General features: G+C 66.2%; 16 protein-coding genes. 5 read left to right on the top strand and 11 right to left on the bottom strand.

Annotated elements, in window-relative coordinates; genetic code table 11:
• Positions 1 to 22: 22 nt before the first annotated feature.
• From PQQ53_RS02690 to flgB, 3 genes are all read right to left on the bottom strand, one after another.
• Entirely contained in the window at positions 23 to 736 is a 714-nt protein-coding gene (locus PQQ53_RS02690; protein ID WP_408323230.1) for a flagellar hook assembly protein FlgD, read from the bottom strand.
• Between the two features lie 10 nt (positions 737 to 746).
• Positions 747 to 1,172 carry a flagellar basal body rod protein FlgC gene (gene flgC / locus PQQ53_RS02685; protein WP_042327114.1) on the bottom strand — a complete coding sequence of 142 codons (426 nt, stop codon included), beginning with the start codon at positions 1,170 to 1,172 and terminating at the stop codon, positions 747 to 749.
• A 97-nt stretch (positions 1,173 to 1,269) separates the two neighbouring features.
• Complete coding sequence (gene flgB / locus PQQ53_RS02680; protein ID WP_121316004.1) at positions 1,270 to 1,767, bottom strand: flagellar basal body rod protein FlgB; 498 nt, start codon at positions 1,765 to 1,767, stop codon at positions 1,270 to 1,272.
• A 217-nt stretch (positions 1,768 to 1,984) separates the two neighbouring features.
• Here flgB and flgA point away from each other — a divergent pair, with 217 nt between their 5' ends.
• The 5 genes from flgA to PQQ53_RS02655 all read left to right on the top strand — a co-directional run bounded on the left by flgA (position 1,985) and on the right by PQQ53_RS02655 (position 5,458).
• Complete coding sequence (flgA, locus tag PQQ53_RS02675) at positions 1,985 to 3,505, top strand: flagellar basal body P-ring formation chaperone FlgA (protein ID WP_408323229.1); 1,521 nt, start codon at positions 1,985 to 1,987, stop codon at positions 3,503 to 3,505.
• A 162-nt stretch (positions 3,506 to 3,667) separates the two neighbouring features.
• The gene (gene flgM / locus PQQ53_RS02670; protein ID WP_408323228.1) at positions 3,668 to 4,021 is read left to right on the top strand and encodes a flagellar biosynthesis anti-sigma factor FlgM; all 354 of its coding nucleotides are present in this window, start codon (positions 3,668 to 3,670) and stop codon (positions 4,019 to 4,021) included.
• 94 nt (positions 4,022 to 4,115) lie between these two features.
• Positions 4,116 to 4,565, top strand: coding sequence for a flagellar protein FlgN (locus PQQ53_RS02665; protein WP_408152776.1), 450 nt, complete (start codon positions 4,116 to 4,118; stop codon positions 4,563 to 4,565).
• A 303-nt stretch (positions 4,566 to 4,868) separates the two neighbouring features.
• Entirely contained in the window at positions 4,869 to 5,051 is a 183-nt protein-coding gene (locus PQQ53_RS02660) for a type II toxin-antitoxin system HicA family toxin (protein WP_408140181.1), read from the top strand.
• A complete protein-coding gene (locus PQQ53_RS02655) occupies positions 5,048 to 5,458 on the top strand; it encodes a type II toxin-antitoxin system HicB family antitoxin (protein ID WP_408140178.1) in 411 nt (136 codons plus the stop codon). Before PQQ53_RS02660 ends, PQQ53_RS02655 begins: the two co-directional genes overlap by 4 nt.
• Before the next feature lie 53 nt (positions 5,459 to 5,511).
• On the opposite strand, the gene PQQ53_RS02650 is transcribed toward PQQ53_RS02655, so the two are convergent.
• From PQQ53_RS02650 to cheZ, 8 genes are all read right to left on the bottom strand, one after another.
• On the bottom strand, positions 5,512 to 6,246 hold the full coding sequence (locus PQQ53_RS02650; RefSeq protein ID WP_121316010.1) for an RNA polymerase sigma factor FliA: 735 nt from the start codon (positions 6,244 to 6,246) through the stop codon (positions 5,512 to 5,514).
• Between the two features lie 28 nt (positions 6,247 to 6,274).
• A complete protein-coding gene (locus PQQ53_RS02645) occupies positions 6,275 to 7,144 on the bottom strand; it encodes a nucleotide-binding protein (protein WP_408152775.1) in 870 nt (289 codons plus the stop codon).
• The gene (flhF, locus tag PQQ53_RS02640) at positions 7,137 to 9,101 is read right to left on the bottom strand and encodes a flagellar biosynthesis GTPase FlhF (RefSeq protein ID WP_408323227.1); all 1,965 of its coding nucleotides are present in this window, start codon (positions 9,099 to 9,101) and stop codon (positions 7,137 to 7,139) included. The genes PQQ53_RS02645 and flhF overlap by 8 nt, the downstream gene beginning before the upstream one ends.
• A gap of 349 nt (positions 9,102 to 9,450) precedes the next feature.
• Positions 9,451 to 11,553, bottom strand: coding sequence for a flagellar biosynthesis protein FlhA (gene flhA, locus PQQ53_RS02635; protein WP_408140172.1), 2,103 nt, complete (start codon positions 11,551 to 11,553; stop codon positions 9,451 to 9,453).
• On the bottom strand, positions 11,550 to 12,761 hold the full coding sequence (flhB, locus tag PQQ53_RS02630; RefSeq protein ID WP_408140170.1) for a flagellar biosynthesis protein FlhB: 1,212 nt from the start codon (positions 12,759 to 12,761) through the stop codon (positions 11,550 to 11,552). Before flhB ends, flhA begins: the two co-directional genes overlap by 4 nt.
• A 177-nt stretch (positions 12,762 to 12,938) precedes the next feature.
• Complete coding sequence (locus PQQ53_RS02625; protein WP_408323226.1) at positions 12,939 to 14,249, bottom strand: DUF3443 domain-containing protein; 1,311 nt, start codon at positions 14,247 to 14,249, stop codon at positions 12,939 to 12,941.
• A gap of 14 nt (positions 14,250 to 14,263) precedes the next feature.
• Positions 14,264 to 14,812, bottom strand: a complete 549-nt coding sequence (locus PQQ53_RS02620; RefSeq protein WP_408140166.1) for a DUF2844 domain-containing protein — start codon at positions 14,810 to 14,812, stop codon at positions 14,264 to 14,266.
• Positions 14,813 to 15,128: 316 nt separating this feature from the next.
• On the bottom strand, positions 15,129 to 15,839 hold the full coding sequence (gene cheZ / locus PQQ53_RS02615) for a protein phosphatase CheZ (RefSeq protein WP_408140165.1): 711 nt from the start codon (positions 15,837 to 15,839) through the stop codon (positions 15,129 to 15,131).
• Position 15,840 lies beyond the last annotated feature (1 nt).

Genomic DNA, 15,840 nt, shown 5'->3' with positions numbered 1-15,840 from the left:
GTCGTAACCGAATTGTTCTGAATCAGAGGATCGCGGCGACGCTGGTCAAGCCGACCGTCGTCCCGTTCGACAGGACGAGGCCCGCCGTGCCGGAGCTCTGCGTGACGACGCTTTCCACCGTCGCGCCGGTCAGCGTGGTGGCGGTCGCCTGCTGTCCGTTGATCGCGCCCATCGCGGTGATCGTGTAGGTGCCGTCGGGCAGCGCGTTGCCCGCTGTGTCCGTCGGCGTCCAGCCGACCGGAATCGTGCCGGCGGACTGCTTGCCGAGATCGATCGTGTTGACGATCGTGCCGGCCGAGTTCTTCACGACGACCTGCAGATCGCTCACGTCGTTCGCGAGCGTGACGCCGAACGCGCCGGCTTTGCCGCTCGCGACGGAAATCGAGTTGCCCGGCGCGAGCACGGTCGAGCCGATCAGCAGCGCGGCCTGCGATTGCTGGCCCGCCGAGAGCTGCGTCGACAGCGAACTCAGCGACGTGTTCAGCTGACTGATGCCCTGCACCGTGCTGATCTGTGCGAGCTGCGAGGTCATCTGCGAGCTGTCCATCGGATTGGTCGGGTCCTGGTTCTTCAACTGCGCGACGAGCAGTTGCAGGAAGGTGTTCTGCAAATCGGTGGCCGACGTGCCGGACGTGCTGCTGGTCGAACTCGTGCTGCTGTTCGTGCCGTTCATGGTGTCGAGCAGCGTTTGCGAAACGGTCGTGCCGTTGCTGCCGATCGTGGTGCTAGTGGTCAAGGCGGTCTCCTCAGGTTCCGATCGTGAGCGTTTTCAGCATCAGGGTTTTGGCCGTGTTCAGCGTTTCGACGTTGGCCTGATAGGAGCGCGAAGCCGAGATCATGTTGACCATTTCCTGCACCGGGTCGACGTTGGGCAGCGTGACGTACCCGTCCGCATTGGCAGCCGGATTGCCGGGCTCGTACGCGGTCTTCATCGGCGACGGGTCATCGACCACGCCGGTGACCTGCACGCCACCCACCTGCTGGCCGGAGCCCGAGCGCGCGCCGCCGAGCGGGTTCACCGCGAACACGACCTGCTTGGCCTTGTACGGCTGGCCGTCCGGGCCGGTGGTACTGTCCGCGTTGGCGAGATTCGACGCCGTCACGTTGAGCCGCTGCGACTGCGCGGACATCGCGGAGCCGGCAACACCAAAAATATTCATCAGGGATGGCATGGTTTCCTGACCTCTCCTGCCGGTTCGAGCCGGCCTCAAGTTAAGTCCCGTAGCGATTTGTTCGTGCTTGCTGCTGTGTCTGTTGCTGCGTGTGCTGTTATGAACCCGACGTGATCGCCGCCAGCATCGTTTTGATCTGACTCGACAACACCGTCATGCCCGATTCGAAGTGCAGCGTGTTGTCGGCGAACTGGACCCGCTCGGTGTCGATATCCACGGTGTTGCCGTCGAGCGCGGGCTGCGTCGGAATCCGGTATTGCAGGTTGCCGTAGTCGTCGGGCGCGCCGCCGGTCGCGGTGAGCGTCGCCTTGCCGGCCATGTGGCCCGGCTCAGTCGACACCATCGACATACCGCTCGTCACACCGGCCGGCTGCGTCATCGCGAGCGTCGAGCTGTTCGACGCGCCCTGGCCGGCGGCCGTGCCGCCCGTCTTCTTCAGCGCGCCGGCCAGCGACGACGCGAAATCGACGTCGCGCGCCCGGTAGCCCGGCGTATCGGCATTGGCGATATTCGACGACAGCAGCTCCTGCCGGTAAGCGCGCACATCCAGCGCCTGGCGGCCGAAAGCGAATTCGGCATCGAGTTTGTCCAGCATAGAAATCTCCCGAGAGGGTTCCCGAGGCTTCCCGTCGCCGCGCCGCTCGCGGGCCGCATCGACCGGGAAGGCCTTTTTGCATGAGGTGCATCTTATGGGCCGAACGCAAGCGGCAATCGGACGAATAACCGGGAAAGGGGGCTTCTATTCAACGTTTGCGCGACGGGGGCGCTCACTAGAATGCAAGGCGTACCGATGCATTCGATGGAGAACCACGATGGAGCAGCCCACTTCCGATCTGACGCAGCGTGCGAGCCGCGCGGCGGCGCATCGCCCGGGTGCGTCCTCGCGTGCATCCGCAGAGGCGGCCGCAGTCGCTTCTTCGCTGCGTGCCGGCCGGCCGGCGCGCGTCATACGGCTGGCTCCGCGCCTTGCCATGCGCGCCGCATCGCGTGTTTTGACGCGGGTGGTAGTGAGCGTGGCGCTGTGGGTCGCGGGCGGCATCGTGCTGCTGCCGGGCACGAGTCAGGCACAGGAAGCGGGCGGCCCGATCGTGATTCCGGGACCCGCCGAACAGAATCCCGGCGCGCTCGCCGATATCGCGCAGCAGATGCGCACGCCGTCGCAGCGTGCGGCTTCGGCCACCTCGCTCGCCGCCGCCACGGCGCAATCGATCGGACGCGGGCCCGCGCCGCGTGACGCCGATCCGTTCACGCGCGCCGCCGGCACGAGCGGCGCGATCGTCATTCCGGGCGCGAACGAACCCACCGCGGCGCCGGCGATGATCCGCACCAACTTCAAACCGAACGCCAACGGCGTCGTGACGATTCCCGCGCCGGGCAATGCCGGCGCGTCGGCGAACGTGGCGCGCGTGAATGTCGCGCCGCCTTCGCGCGCGGTCATGCCGGTCATCGTGACGCCTGCGTCCGCGACGGCCTCGGCCGCCGTCCAGCCGGTCGACGCTGGCGCGCCGCAAGGCAGCGGTTTCGACAGCCTCGCATCGCGCGGCGAGCCGCCGCAATTCGGCGCGAACGGCAAGCCGCTCGCGCCGGCGGCCGCCGCGATGCCGAGCCGCCCCGTGATCGCCAGAACGCCGGCTGTGCGCCAGCCGGCGCCCGCCGTCGCGCAGAAATATATGCAGGCCGCCGCGCTTGCGCAGCCGGCGACGCTGCCCGGCCAGCAGGACGCCGAAGCGATTCACGCCGCCGCGCTGGCCTTTTTGCAGCAGCAGTCGGCGGGCTTGCCCGGCAAGATCGACATCACCGTCGCGGCGGCCTTTCCCCGCGGCCTGAGCGCCTGCGCCGCGCTCGAGCCGTTCATGCCGACGGGCGCCCGCCTGTGGGGCCGCATGACCGTCGGCGTGCGCTGCGCGGGCGAGCGTCCGTGGACCATCTACCTGCAGGCGCGCGTCTCGCTGCATGCCACCTACTACCTCGCCGCCCGCGCCATGGCGCCGGGCGAAGTGCTCACCGCCGCCGACCTCGTCGCGCGCGACGGCGACCTGACCGGCCTGCCGCAAGCGATCGTCACCGATCCCTCGCAGGCGGTCGGCTCGGTCTCGCTCGTGCGGATCGCGGGCGGCATGCCGCTGCGCCGCGACATGCTCAAGAGCGCGTCCGCGGTCGCGATCGGCCAGACGGTGCGGGTCGTGGCTGCCGGCGACGGCTTCTCGATCTCGGCCGAAGGCAGCGCGATGAACAACGCGTCGCCGGGCCAGCAGGTGCGGGTGAAAACCGCGAACGGGCAGGTCATCTCGGGCATCGTCAAGGATGGCGCGACCGTGGAGATTCAACTGTGAACGGGCGGACCGCCCTGCGCCACACGCCGGGACCGGCCTTGGCGGCGGCGGTATCGAAGGGGACGGATCGCGTGGAAAAGCAACGTCCGACGTGGAGCGATTGCGCTAAAGTTTTGATCAGCGGTTGCCGTTATCAGGATCAAATCGTTCAGGAAGCCAATCGTGAAAGTCGATTCCACAACCAATTCGAATCTGCCGACGTTGAAAGACGCCCTGTCCCGCTCGCAACAGAGCGATGCAGCCTCTGCGGCCGGCACCGCGCAGACCGCGACCACGACCACGGCCGCGACGGCCAGCGGTTCGGGCGACGCGAGCGTCAGCCTGTCGGGTCTGTCGCAGCATCTGCGCAGCCTCGCGGCGTCCGGCTCGGCCGACATCGACACGGCACACGTCGAGTCGATCAAGCAGGCTATCAAGGACGGCACGCTGCAGATCGATTCCGGCAAGATCGCCGACGGCGTGCTGCAGACGGCGCGCGACCTGTTGCAGAACAAGACCTCGTCGACCGGCCATTGAGCGGCACAGCGAAGTGCGGTGAAATGCCGGGCGGCGTTCGACCAACCCGGCTCGTGAATCATGCGCGAGCCGCCGTGCCCAGCGAGTTGCTGAGATGAAAGACGCCCTGCTTGCCACCCTCATCGACGAATATTCGACCGTCGAGGCGTTCGCCTCGATCCTGACCATCGAGTCCAAGGTTCTGGCCTCTTCATCGGCGCTGGAAGAACTGCCCCCGATCGTTGAAAAGAAGACTGAACTGATTGGCGTGCTCGCACGCCTGGAAGCCGCGCGCGACGCGCAACTGGCCGAGCTGGGCTTGCCGGCCGGCTGGCCCGGTATGGAACTGGCGGCCGACTCGGATGCGCGGCTCGCCGCGCAGTGGTCGCTGCTGCAAAAAGCCGTCGAGCGCGCCCGGCGCGCCAATACCAACAATGGCGAGTTGATCCGCGTGCGGATGGATTACAACCAGCGCGCGCTGGCTGCGCTGCAGGTGAACGTACCGCGCAAGGCCAACAACTTCTACGGGCCCGATGGGCGGATTCCGGCGCACGCCGGAGTTTGACAAGCATCGGCGGCCAGGTGACCGCCGCACCGATCCTGGTCCTGTGCGCCGCACCTTTGCTGAATGAAAAGGCTCGTCATCGACGAGCCTTTTTCTATTGCGGCGCCCTCACCTCATTGCCCTGCGTCTCACTCCAACGTTAGCCATCTGGCTAGCTGGCGCGCAACGCCGCGTCGCGTTGAAATGTCATCCCCAATCGAGTTTCCGCCGCCGCCGCGGCTCTGGAGTTGCGCCGTATCCACAGGCAAAACTCCGCTCACTAGCGAGGTTGTGTAATCGTGTGTATAGTTTTGGGAGTACCCTATGAACAGCGCCGAGGTCGTCAAACTGATCCACGCCGATGGCTGGCAACTCGTCCGGATAACGGGCAGCCACCATCATTTTCGGCACGCGGTAAAGCCCGGTCTCGTGACCATCCCGCATCCGGAAAAGGATCTGCCGCCCGGCACCCTGAACAGCATTTTGAAACAGGCGGGTCTGAAATGAAAAACCTGATCTTTCCGATCGCCATCGAGCCCGGTGACGAGAAGCATGCGTTCGGCGTGGTGGTGCCCGACATCCCGGGCTGCCACTCGGCGGGCGATACGCTGGAAGAAGCCTACGCGAACGCGAAAGAGGCCATCGAAACGCATCTCGAGACCTTGATCGACGAAGGTATGCCGCTGCCCGAGCGCCGGACGCTCGACGAGCATCGGCTCAATCCTGGCTTCGCAGGATTCACGTGGGGCATCGTGACAACGCGCAATATTCCGGCGCTGAAGAAAGCGATCCGCATCAACATCTCACTGCCCGAGGCGCTGGTGCATGAGATCGACACTTACGCGCAGGCGCACGGCATGTCGCGCTCGGCCTTTCTCGCGCTCGCCGCCGAACATGAAATGGCTAACGCCTGAAGAACGAGGTGTGCGCATAGCGCGCCACCCGTCCCACCTCGAACAGTCTCGCTTCAGTTCGCCTCGGCGTTCGCCCAAGCCATTTCCCGCAGCCGCGTGCGCAGGCGCGCCACGGCCTGGCTGTGCAACTGACACACGCGCGACTCGCTGACTTCCATCACCGCTCCGATTTCGCGCAGGTTCATGCCGCGCTCGTAGTACAGCGACATGAGCAGCTTCTCGCGATCCGGCAGGCGGTCGATCGCCTCCACCAGCGCCGAGCGCAGGCTGTCGTCGAGCAGCGCCGACAACGGGTCGGAATGATCCACGCAGTAGCGGTCGAGAAACGGCTCGTCGTCGGCGGAGCGGTCGAAGTCTTCGTAGTAGATCAACTGGCTGCCGTGCAGGTCCTGCAGCATCGACTGATATTCGTCGAGCGGCATTTGCAGGTGCTCGGCCACCTCGGTTTCGCTCGCCGAGCGGCCCAGGTTCTGCTCAACCTTATGCACCGCCGTTTCGACCTCGCGCGAGGTGCGCCGCAAGCTACGCGGCAACCAGTCGTTGCTGCGCAACTCGTCGAGCATCGCACCGCGAATCCGCTGGCTGGCGTAGGTCTCGAACTGCGCGCCCTGATCTTCCTTGTAGCGGCCAGCGGCATCCAGCAATCCGATCATGCCGGCCTGGATAAGATCGTCGAGATCGACGCTCGCCGGCATCTTGGCGACGAGCTGCAAGCCGAGGCGACGCACGAGCGGTGCGTACTTCGTCAGAACTTCGGCTTGGGAAATCTTTCCCTGGGCGTTATACATCGTGCTCCCCTTGTCCTTGTGCCGCCTCTCAGGCGTGCTGCGCGGACGGTTGGTCGGCGTGTTGCGCCGCTGTAACTGTCGCAGGCGCCATCCAGGGCGTTTGCGACGACATCGCTGGCCGCATCGGCCAGTACTGCAATTCGGCGGCGAGGTGGCGGAAGTCGCGCGCAGCCGGTGTCGATGGAAACGCATCGACGACACAACGCGACAACTCCTCGGCTCGCGCCATCCGCGCATCGGCGGCAATACAGCCGGCGTCTTCCAGCGCCACCGCCAGGTAGCGCCCGGCCACGCCGGCCAGGTTGGCAAACGTCGTATGCGCGTCGTTCACGCTTTGGACGTGGTTCGTCAGCACGCGGAACTGCGCGATCGCGTGCGCGTAGTGCAGACGTTTCATGCAGGCGTACGTGTCGGTGATCGCCTGCGCCGACACGCGCGTGACGATCATCACGTCGTGCGCCTGGCGCGCGAATGGCGACAGGTAGCCTTGCTCGTCGAGTTGCGCGTCGATCAGCACGATGTCGGCGGAACCGCCGAGCAGCACGTTGAACTGCGCGGCCGAGTGGCCTTCGCGGTTGGTGCGCGAGGCGGCCAGCACCGAAAAACCCAGCGCGTGCCGCGCGGCGGCGTCATCGAGCGTCATCTCGCCGCGCATCACCGCCGAAAAATTGCCGGCGCCGCGCAAGCCGCCGAGCATCGCGCTCACCGAGCGCTCACCCACGCATTCGTCGACCACCAGCACGTCCTTGCCCTGCTGCGCGAGCGCCGCGGCGAGGTTGACCACCACCGTGGTGCAGCCCATGCCGGCCGGGCCGCCCGTCATCGCAATCACGCGTGCGCCGCTGCGGGCAAGCAGCCGCCGCAGTCCTTCCGCCTGATCGGAAATGAGCTTATCCAAAGCGAACCTCGTGCAACTCGGCCGTCGAACGTGCTGACAGCGCGGACAGCAGCGCCGGAATATCGTCGTCATGCGGCACGAACGGCGAGTTGTCGCGCGGTATGCAGAAGGTGCTCTTGATCAGGAATTTCTTCGTGGCGACGTACAGGTTTTCCGGCACCTTCTGACCGGTCGACACGTAGTGCACCGGCAGCTTGTAGCGGATCACCGCATCGAGCACGCCGCCGAGATTGGTGGCTTCGTCGAGCTTGGTCAGGATGCAGCCTGCGAGCGGCTGCTGATCCGGCGCGCGCTGATACGCCTGGACGACTTCGTTGAGCGTGTCGCCATGACTCGTCGCGTTGAGCAGCAGCAGGCGCTGCACCGGCTGGCCGGCGCGGCACAGCATCGCGATCTGGTCGGACACAAGGCGGTCGCGCTGGCTCATGCCGATCGTGTCGATCAGCACGATGTGCTTGTTGCGTAGTTCGGAAAGCGCGAGTTGCAGGTCGGCGCCGTCTTTCACCGCATGCACCGACACGCCGAGAATCTTGCCGAAGATGCGCAGCTGCTCGTGGCCGCCGATCCGGTAGCTGTCGGTGGTGAGCAATGCGACCTTGCTCGCGCCGAAGCGCATCACGCAGCGCGCGGCGAGCTTCGCGGTGGTCGTCGTCTTGCCGACGCCCGTCGGGCCCATCAGCGCGAACACGCCGCCACGCTCCATCAGCGCGTCTTCGTCTTCCATCACCGGCAGGTTCGATTCGAGCACCGAGCGCACCCAGTCCATGCCGCCGTCCATCGTCTCGATCTCGTCGGGCAGGTTGTCGACCATCATCTGCACGAGCTGCGCGGAAAAGCCCGCGGCGAACAGGTGCTTGGTGAGCGCGGCGCGCGCCGGGTTGCGGCGCTGACGATCGCCCCACAGCAGGCCGGCGAAGTGTTCTTCCATCATGCCGCGCATCGACGACAGTTCGTTCATCACGGTGTCGTTGACGACCTGCTCCATGCGCGCCTTGATCGCTTCGGCGACGGCCGCCGGCGTGCGCGCTTCGTCGTTGCCCGATTGCACCGGCGCGAGTTTTTGCGCGCTGCGGCGCGCGGCCACTTGCGCGGCTTCGCGGGCCCAGTCGGGCGTGTCGGTCGCGGGCGTGGCGGCAACCGGCTGGGCTGCGGGCATGTCGATTTCGACGGCCGCGCCGAGTCCCTTCGCGGTGGCGGCGGACGGCGTCATGGCCGAGGGGCGCGCGCTGTATTCGCCCTGTTGCTGCTGTTCGGCGGCAATGCGGCGCGCATGGTCGATCAGCCACGGATTCGATTCGGCCATCGTGCGCGGCGCGGTGGCCTCTACCTTCGGCACGGCGGGCATGACAGGTACACCGGCGGCCTTGAGCAGGTCGGCACGCATGTCTTCCGTGAGGCGCGAGGCGGCTGCGCGGGCGCTCGGTCCGGTGGGGATCGGCTGCGCAACAGGTTGGCCGATGGCTGACGCCGGCTTCGCTGCGGCGCCCGGCAACGCGGTCGTCGGAGCCGTTGCTGCGGCAGTCGCCTGAGGCTGAGGTATCGCTTTCGGCGTCGCCGCTTTCGGAACGGCCGGTGTCACTTCAATCGCGGACGTGCTGAGCGGCGCGCTGGCGTGCATCGTTTCAACGCCCGCTTCGGGGCTCGCGCCGAACACCGACGAAAACACATCGGGCATGCCGCTCGCATACGGGTTCGCCTGCATCGCAGGCAACGCGCGCGGTGCGCCGGGCAGTGCCAGTCCAGCACCTGAACTTGTCGGCGCGGCCTGGGCCGCACTGGCGCCTTGGCGAGCCTTCGGCGTGATGGCTGCCAGGTCGCTGTCGGCCAGCGCGACGATCTCGACGCTGCCGTCGTCCATCGTGCGATTGGACAACACGACTGCATCCGGGCCCAAGGCTTCACGCACGAGACGCAGTGCATCGCGACTGTTGGCACCGACAAATTTACGAATGTTCAAGCTGGACCCCCGATGAGGTAAACGGACTGACGGACCGGCAAAACACCGCTTCCCATTGAGATCAATTATTGCGAAAGCTGTCGAGCGACGATCGATGGATAAAGACCGTTAAAGGTAGGCAATTCGCGCGATGGAAACGCGGCCGGCGCGGCGCGCACGCGGGTTTCAAGCGGGCCTTCGAGCGGCGCGGCACGGTGCTTTCGCGATAAGCGCAGGTCTGCCTCGGAGCGAGCGCGGGGCGCATCGGGTAAGCGGCTGAAATGAAAACCGGCGCCCGAGGGCGCCGGCGAAATGCTGCGAACGTATGCGTATGCTTGTGCGATTGCGAACACCGGGCGGCGCTTCGATCTCAACCGTGCGCGCCGATCAGATTCACCACCTTCACGTTGCGCGTATCCGGCACTTCCGCATACGAGAGCACCTTCAACTGCGGCAGACTGCGGCGCAGGAAACGCGCGAGCATCGGCCGCAATGCATGCTGCACCAGCAGCACCGGCGCGAAGCCGAGGTTCTGCTGACGCGTCATCGCCTTCTGCGTTTCCGTCAGCAGCGTGTTTGCGAGCCCCGGCTCGAGACCCGGATTCGCACCGGTCGAGAGCGCCTGCGACAACACGCGCTCCAGATTCGAATCGAGGCCCATCACCTGCATGTCGCCGGTGCCGGGGAACCACTGCTGGGTGATCGCGCGGCCCAGCGCGAGCCGTACGGCAGCGGTGAGATCGTGCGCGTCGCTGATCTTCGACGCATGTTCGGAGAGCGCTTCGAGAATCGTGCGCAAATCACGGATCGGCACGCCTTCCTCCAGCAGGTTTTGCAGCACCTTCTGCAGCGTCGTGAGCGGCAGCGTCTTCGGCACCAGATCGTCGACCAGCGACGGCGTGTCCTTCTGCATCCGTTCGAGCAGGGCCTGCACTTCGCGGCGGCCGAGCAGTTCCGACGCGTGCGTCACGACCAGGTGATTCAGGTGCGTGGCCACCACCGTGCTCGAATCGACCACCGTGTAGCCGTACACCTGCGCCTGTTCGCGAAGATTCGTATCGATCCAGATGGCGGGCAGGCCGAACGCCGGGTCTTGTGTCGGCGTACCGGGCAGCGCGGCGGAGACCTGGCCTGGATTGATCGCCAGCCACTGCCCCGGAAACGCTTCGCCGACGCCCACTTCGACGCCCTTGAGCGCGATGCGATACCCGTTCGGCCGCAATTCGAGGTTGTCGCGAATATGAATGACCGGCGGCAAAAAGCCGATTTCCTGCGCGAACTTCTTGCGGATGCTCTTGATCCGCTTGAGCAGTTCGCCGTCCGAGTTTTTGTCGACGAGCGGGATCAGCCGATAGCCGACTTCGAGGCCGAGCGTGTCGATCATCGTCACGTCGTCCCAGCTCGCCTCGGTGTTTTCGACCGGGGCCAGCGCGGCCGGCGCGACGTCGACGAGCGCCGTGCTGGTCTTGCGTTCCTCGGCGCGTTTTTTCATCGTGCGGCCGAGCTGGATCAGACCGCCGCCGAGCACCAGAAACGCGAAGTGCGGCATGCCCGGAATCAGGCCCATCAGGACGAGAATGCAGCCGGTGATCATCAGCACGCGCGGATTCGTGAACAGCTGACCGGTGAGCTGCGTGCCGATGTCCTCGTTGGTCGCGACGCGCGAGACGATCACGCCGGCCGCGGTCGAAATCACCAGCGACGGAATCTGCGCGACGAGCCCGTCGCCGATCGTCAGCAGCGTGTAGTTCTTGCCCGCCGCCGCGAAGTCCATGTTGTGCTGGACCATCCCGACGATCAGCCCGCCGACGATGTTGATCACCATGATCAGCAGACCGGCGATCGCATCGCCGCGCACGAACTTGCTCGCGCCGTCCATCGAGCCGTAGAACTCGGCTTCCTGCGAGACTTCCGAGCGGCGCTTTCTGGCCTGCTCTTCGTTGATGAGGCCCGCGTTCAGATCGGCGTCGATCGCCATCTGCTTGCCGGGCATCGCGTCGAGCGTGAAGCGCGCGGAGACTTCCGCGATCCGCCCCGCGCCTTTGGTGATCACCATGAAGTTGATCACCATCAGGATGATGAAGACGACGATACCGACCGCGAAGTTGCCGCCCACGAGGAAGTGGCCGAACGACTCGATCACCTGGCCGGCCGCGTCCGGGCCGGTGTGGCCTTCGAGCAGCACGACCCGTGTCGAGGCGACGTTCAGCGACAGCCGCAGCAAGGTCGAGAACAGCAGCACGCTCGGGAACGCGGCGAAGTCGAGCGGCTTCATCGTGTACATGCTGACGAGCAGCACCATCACGGAGAGCGCGATGTTGAAGGTGAACAGCAGATCCAGCAGGAACGGCGGCAACGGCAGAATCATCATGCCGAGGATCATGCAGATCAGCACCGGCCCGGCGAGGGCGCGCAGATTGGTGCTGCTCAAGGCTTCCGGCCGTCGGGCGAGGAAACCGGCGCGAGCGTTCATGCAGAGGCTCCTGATGCGTCGTCGTTAGCGGGGGTGAGTACGTCGGCGGCTTCCTGCTCGGCGTCATCATCCGATACGCCGCCCTTGTCGAGTTCCGGCGGCACGTCGAAGTCGGTCGGTGCGACCGGCGCGACGCCGCCTTCGGTTTTGAAGCGCCGCAACTGATACACCCACGCGAGCACCTCGGCCACCGCGCCATACAGCGGGCCGGGAATCTCGCGGTTCAGATCGACGTTGTGATACAGCGCCCGCGCGAGCGGCGGCGCTTCGAGCAGCGGCACGTTGTTCTCGGCCGCAATTTCGCGGATCCGCACGGCCACCAGGTTCACGCCCTTGGCGACCACCTTCGGCGCGCGCATCTCGCCGTCGGCGTATTGCAGCGCGACCGCGAAGTGCGTCGGGTTGGTGACCACGACGTCGGCTTTCGGTACCTGCGTCATCATCCGGCGACGCGCAATGGCGCGCTGCTGCTGGCGAATCTTGCCCTTGATGTGCGGGTCGCCTTCGCTTTCGCGATGCTCGCGCTTCACCTCTTCCTTCGACATGCGCAGCTTCTTGTGGAACTGCCAGAGCTGATACGGCACGTCGAGCGCGGCGACCGCGAACATGCCGGCCACGGTCATGCCGCAGCACACGGCGATCAGATGCACGGAGTTGGCAAGCGCGATGTGCAACGGCTGGATGGCGAGCGCGAGAATCTCTTCGCGGCGATTCCAGATCGCCGTGCCGCCGATGATGCCCACCACCAGCGTCTTCACGAGCGACATGCCGAGCTGGATCGGCCCGTTGATCGAAAACATCCGGCCGAAGCCTTCAATCGGGTTGAGCCGGCTGAACTTCGGCTCGAGACCTTTCGCCGACAGCTGCCAGCCGCCCAGCGCCATCGGCGCGAGCAAGGCGGCGAGGCCGGTGAAGGCGAGAATCGGCAGCAGCGCGTAGAAGCCTTCGCGGCTCGCGGCGCCCGCGCCGATCAGCATGCGGCCGGTTTCGAAACTGCTGGCGTGGTCGAACGTGAGCGACGCGCGCAGCATGTTCTGCAAATGCTCTCCGATGCTGCCGGACATTCCCCACACGCCGTAGAACCCCGCCGCCAGCAGGGCGAACGTCGACAGTTCCCGCGAACGCGCGATCTGCCCTTCCTCGCGCGCCTTCTGCAGGCGCCGGGGCGTGGCTGATTCGGTTTTTTCGAGGTCGCTGTCCTCTGCCACAAAAGCTCTCCAGTCGGCCGAGGCACGACGCCTCTTTCCAGTGAGAGCGATTATTCCCGCTCGACGCAAGCGGCGATCGGCGGATAAGGGCGGAGAAAGGGGGGTATTTCGACGGATGAAGCGGACCTCCGCGCGTGGCTCGCGCGGAGGTCCGGTCTTACGCTGCGGCGCTACGCATCAGAAGGCCACATAGGGCGCCTGGCCGCCGCTCAGGGTGCGGTCGATGCCGTAGTACACATGACGGCCGTAGAAGAACGGCAGCCCGAGGTCGAAGCTGGTGCTGCCGCCGATCTGCCCGGCGAGATTGTTGAACGCGTAGTTGTTGTTGCCGTTGCCGAACAGCGTCGCCGCACTGACGATGCCGATACTGACACTCGCGGTCGTCTTGTTCAGTCCGACCAGCGTGATCGAGCGGGTCTGTGCGGAGTTCGGGCAGTAGAAGCCCGAGAAATTGCTGCCGCACAGCGCGAGCGAGCTATCGGTGAAGAAGTAGCCATTCGAGCCCGAATCGAGAAACGCCTGCACCGTCGTGCCGTTGAAGGTGCTGTCGTTCATATCGCCAAAGGCGTCGGTCGTGAAGACCTGCGTCGCGGCCAACGCATTGTTCGCCTGGGTGCCAACGCCGAACACCAGCGTGCCGTTGGCCGACGGCGCGCCCGCATCCGGCACGGGCGGCATCTGCACGATCACGCCGTTGTTGTTGACCGCGAAGTTGGCCACCGGATTGGCGACCTGCTGCGTGAGCGGCACCGCCGTGCGGGTGCATGACGTGCCGCCCGGGCAAGCGAAGTAGTTGCTGTAGGTCGCGGCGGTCGTTGGGTCCGCGCAGGTCGCGCCGCAATCGAAGGGCGCCGTGCCGATGCCCAGTATGCCGTTGGCGCCCAGATCGCCGACCGTGTTTTCCGCCGAACCGTTGCCGCAGCCGCGCGAGGGCACCGTGCTCGCGTCCTTGTCGCCGATGATCTGCAGCGGGATCGCCGCCGTCGTGGTTTCGCCGCCGATCGCGATGGTCGCGGTGCGCACCGTGCCCCACGTGTAGCCGTCGGCGAAGGTCGCGCACTCGGCGAGCTGCGCGCCGTTCACGCTGCTGACCGGCAGCGCACCGAGCACCGACGCGTTCAGCTGCGAGCCGACCACGCGCAGCCCGAACGAACCGGTGTCGAGCTGGATGTTGTTGATGGTCTGGCAATTGGACGTCGAGCCGGGCGCGCAAATCTTCACGCTGACCGTCGGAATATTGATAACGCCGTTCGTGCCCTGGCCGACCGTGATCGGCGTGGTGTTCGCGGCGGTCGCGCCGATCGGCTGCTGGCTCGGGCTGGGCGGCAGCGAACCGCCGTTCAGTAGGCTCGATGAATTGCCGCTGCCGGAACTGCCGCTGTCTCCGTCGCCGCCGCCGCCGCATGCGGCGAGCGTCGCCAGAAGCGCCACGGCCAGGGCCGCCTGCAGCCAGCCTTTGAGGTTCATACCGGGATGCTGGGTTCGCATGGTCGTCCTCGCCGTCACTGGATGTCGGAACCGCTGACGCCGGCGGGCAGCGCGGGCGGCAGCCACGCCTGACCGCTGAACGCGCCCATGTGGCCGCCGGAGCGCACCACGAGCCCGCTCCCATCGACGCTGACAGGACCGCGGGCACCGCCGCGCGCCGCGCGCACGGCCTTCACGCCGGCCACGTATTGGGGGAAATAGCTGCCGAGCAGATCGGTCAGATCCGGCATTTGCGGGCCGCGCCAGGCGATGCCGAAGACCGCGCCGTCGGCGGCGAGATATTCGCGGACCACGGTGCCGTTGCCGAGCGTGGTCTCACGCACGGTGTAGGACGAGGAAGCTGAAGTGGAAGAAGCGGCGCTCGATGCCGAACGCATCACGCTCTGGGCCGCCGACGCGGCAATGCCGCCGCCGGGCTGGACGACGCGGGAAGAAACCGATGCGTCCGTGGGTGGCGTCATCGGAGCCCCGCCCAGTCCCGCGTGAGCGGACTGCAGGGCCAATAGCGAACAGGGCAAGGCAAACGCCGTAACGATCCCGGCGCGACGTATAAAACTCCACATGACGATGCTCCTCCCGAGCTGCGGCTCGGCTCGCATCGCGCGCGAACCGGCTGCATATAGGCAGATCATACGGCACCGCCGCGGTAGGAATCGTGAAGGGTCTCCCCTACCGAGCCACCGGCCGACGACTACATCCGCCGGAGCGCCGTGCCGCTGCTTGAGCCCGTAGTATGCCTGTGGTTCGCGTGCAGAGACAGCAAGCGCGCGGGGAGGCGCGGCTTGCTATGCGTGATGGCCGAGCGGGGCGAACGAATGGCCGGCCTGGGCTGCCCGGCGAAGCCGCGTGGCCGACAGGCGCCCGCCAGCGCTGCCAGCGTCAGAAGCCCAGGCTGGCGAGCAGGTCGTCGACTTGCGATTGATCCTGCATCACATCCGTCTTGCCTTCCGGATTGATCTGCGGGCCATTGAGCAGATGTTCGGGGCTGCCGGTCGGCGACACCTCGGCGGCGAGCGCCGCCGCGTTGGCCGCGAACTGCTCGCGCCGTTCGAGCGCGATGTTCTCGACCAGCACGCCGAGCAGCTGCTGCTCGATCAGGTACACGACATCCGTGATCTTCTTGATGACCTGGCCGGTCAGATCCTGGAAGTCCTGCGCGAGCATGATCTCCATCAGCTGCGCGTTGGTCGCGCTGGTCGCTTCGGGCACGCCGCGCAGGAAGGTGCGCGTGTCGTTCATCAGCGCGCGCACTTCCTCGCGCTCGATCGGCGCCGCGTACCACTGCTCCCAGCGCGCGTCGAGTTCGCCCGCGCCCTTCTGCAGTTGCTCCTGAACCGGCTTGGCGATATCGATCGCCGACAGCACACGCTCGGCAGCCTGCTCGGTCATGTCCGCGATGTACTTCAGACGATCGCGGGCATCGGGCACGGCTTCCGCCGCACGCTCGACGTGCTTGTCGAGCCCGAGCTCGCGCATCGAATCGCGCAGCGTGCGCGTCAGTTGTCCAATGCGGGCGAGAATGCGGTCGGACGCGTGGTCGCCACTCTCGCCGACCGCTTCGGCGTGAGGCGCATGGGTCGGCAAATTCACG

It is taken from the genome of Paraburkholderia strydomiana, assembly GCF_046030495.1.
In the GTDB taxonomy this organism is placed as follows: Bacteria; Pseudomonadota; Gammaproteobacteria; order Burkholderiales; family Burkholderiaceae; genus Paraburkholderia; species Paraburkholderia strydomiana_A.
The sequence above is the reverse complement of the archived record's forward strand: the minus strand, read 5'-3'. Positions and strand labels throughout refer to the sequence as shown.

Bases quoted from the DNA above. Each gene is read 5' to 3' on its own strand.
- flgC (WP_042327114.1), bottom strand. From the start codon at position 1,172: ATGCCATCCCTGATGAATATTTTTGGTGTTGCCGGCTCCGCGATGTCC.
- flgB (WP_121316004.1), bottom strand. From the start codon at position 1,767: ATGCTGGACAAACTCGATGCCGAATTCGCTTTCGGCCGCCAGGCGCTG.
- flgA (WP_408323229.1), top strand. From the start codon at position 1,985: ATGGAGCAGCCCACTTCCGATCTGACGCAGCGTGCGAGCCGCGCGGCG.
- PQQ53_RS02665 (WP_408152776.1), top strand. From the start codon at position 4,116: ATGAAAGACGCCCTGCTTGCCACCCTCATCGACGAATATTCGACCGTC.
- PQQ53_RS02660 (WP_408140181.1), top strand. From the start codon at position 4,869: ATGAACAGCGCCGAGGTCGTCAAACTGATCCACGCCGATGGCTGGCAA.
- PQQ53_RS02655 (WP_408140178.1), top strand. From the start codon at position 5,048: ATGAAAAACCTGATCTTTCCGATCGCCATCGAGCCCGGTGACGAGAAG.
- PQQ53_RS02650 (WP_121316010.1), bottom strand. From the start codon at position 6,246: ATGTATAACGCCCAGGGAAAGATTTCCCAAGCCGAAGTTCTGACGAAG.
- flhA (WP_408140172.1), bottom strand. From the start codon at position 11,553: ATGAACGCTCGCGCCGGTTTCCTCGCCCGACGGCCGGAAGCCTTGAGC.
- PQQ53_RS02625 (WP_408323226.1), bottom strand. From the start codon at position 14,249: ATGCGAACCCAGCATCCCGGTATGAACCTCAAAGGCTGGCTGCAGGCG.
- PQQ53_RS02620 (WP_408140166.1), bottom strand. From the start codon at position 14,812: ATGTGGAGTTTTATACGTCGCGCCGGGATCGTTACGGCGTTTGCCTTG.